Source organism: Clostridium sp. (assembly GCF_051654825.1).
Taxonomy (GTDB): Bacteria; Bacillota; Clostridia; order Clostridiales; family Clostridiaceae; genus Clostridium.
Genome location: NZ_JBOFYU010000141.1, coordinates 1 through 1,890, shown reverse-complemented (window position 1 = coordinate 1,890; position 1,890 = coordinate 1). Strand labels below are relative to the sequence as shown.

General features: G+C 25.2%; 2 protein-coding genes and 1 rRNA gene. 2 read left to right on the top strand and 1 reads right to left on the bottom strand.

Annotation, left to right across the window (positions count from 1 at the left end; translation table 11 throughout):
- Nucleotides 1-8: 8 nt before the first annotated feature.
- Nucleotides 9-125 (top strand): 5S ribosomal RNA (gene rrf, locus ACRDBA_RS08605).
- 127 nt (nucleotides 126-252) lie between these two features.
- Here the strand turns inward: rrf and ACRDBA_RS08600 are convergent.
- A complete protein-coding gene (locus ACRDBA_RS08600) occupies nucleotides 253-990 on the bottom strand; it encodes a YdcF family protein (protein WP_438572513.1) in 738 nt (245 codons plus the stop codon).
- Nucleotides 991-1,225: 235 nt separating this feature from the next.
- Here ACRDBA_RS08600 and ACRDBA_RS08595 point away from each other — a divergent pair, with 235 nt between their 5' ends.
- Entirely contained in the window at nucleotides 1,226-1,507 is a 282-nt protein-coding gene (locus ACRDBA_RS08595; RefSeq protein ID WP_438572512.1) for a hypothetical protein, read from the top strand.
- The last annotated feature ends 383 nt before the right edge of the window (nucleotides 1,508-1,890 follow it).

Sequence of the window (1,890 nt, the reverse complement as noted above, 5' to 3'; positions counted from 1 at the left end):
AAAGATTATGTGGTTATTATAGCAAAGAGGATACACCTGTTCCCATTCCGAACACAGAAGTTAAGCTCTTTAGCGCTGATGGTACTTGGGGGGCAACCTCCTGGGAGAGTAAGACGTAGCCACGTAATCTTTTTTTGTGTACAAACTAAAAAGAGTAGCAATGTAGGATTATAAATACATTACTACTCTTTTTACGTATATAAATTATATTGACTTTAAAACTAAGGATAAGTGCCTCAAAATATAATTAAATCAATTATCAAAAACTAAAGTTTTAACTAAAGCAAAAAATTCTCTGGTATAGTATGTAGGCATAAATTGAGGTAATGATTTGCTTGAATAGAAAGTTACATTTTTATAGTTATTTCTTTTTGCTATAATGGAGCTTCTAAAAGTATGAAAATCAGTTGTAATGACTTTTATATTTAGATATTCTATTTGAATAGAACTATGATTTTCTATTTTTTCTTTAGAATAACTAAAATTCTCAAATGTACTAGTAGATTTATCTTCTATTATGATTTTATCTTCCCTTACTCCATTTTGAATCAAATAGTTTCTCATAGCAGAAGCTTCTGATATATTTTCTCCATTGCCTTGCCCACCAGATACGACTATGTATAAATCATCATTAGTATCTTCTAAATAATCTAAGGCTGCATCTAATCTTCCTTTTAATGTAATACTAGGAGTTGATCCTTTTACAGAGGCACCTAATATAATCATATAATCACAATTAGAGCTAACATTGTAATTAGGATAAAATATAATAAATACTTCTAGTACTAAAAATATTAAAATAGATGCAACTGTAGAATACTTAATCAATTTATGTAATAATAATAATTTTTTTATGTGATTTTTTAGAAAGCCATAAAGAATTAATATAGCGGCAATAAATATAAAAAAAATGCTAAATGATAAACCACCATAAACTATTTTTAAATATATATAATATGATATTAAAATGAAACTAATAAAAAAGTACATGAACACCTCCAAAATATTTTATACAATATTATATTATCATAACCAAATAGGTAAGGCGTATTATGATTATAAAATTCAAATTGAATAAAATTATATTTTAATGTAATAAAAATACTATATATGGGAAGTTTAAATATATACAATTAAATAAAATTTAAATTAGTATAGTAAGGAGGAGTATATAGCTATAGATAATATATAAATATAGAGCAAATAGTTATAGCTGTATAATAATATGGATAATTTAAGAGAAATGAGAAATAAGCTGGATAATGGTAAGTATAATTTGACCCTAGAAGTATCTGAAGCTGCATATTTTGCAACTTATGATAATGTAGATTTAAAATCAGGTGAAGAGTTAGTAAGAAATTACTTAAGAGGAAGTTCAGATGACGCTTGTTTTAACAATATAGAAATAAAATATAATGAAAATAGACACACAGTAAAGATTACAGCAGAATTAGAATATGACAAAGATATACATCGTGACTACTCAAATAGAGGTAAATTAATGTAGAATTCTACTTTAAAAAGACTATATTTAAGGTCGAGTAAATTATATGTATTTAATAAAATAAATAAAAATACGTAAAAAGTTTTAAAAAATGTATTGACCAATTAAAATGTAGATGGTATAGTATTACTTGTCCTTAAGAAAAGGGCAAACGACTTATAAAAACTTTAAAAAATAAAGTTGACAAAGTAAATATACTTTGTTAAACTAAATGAGTTGAAACAAATAGAAAAGCGCCAATATGGTTGCTTAAATGAACTTTGAAAATTAAACAGTAGGTTAATTTATATAACATAATTCTTATTAAGAATTAAACACAAACAACCAAGCCAGATATTCAGATAATGATTAGCTGAGCGATGGACAACTTTTATTTGAGAGTTTGA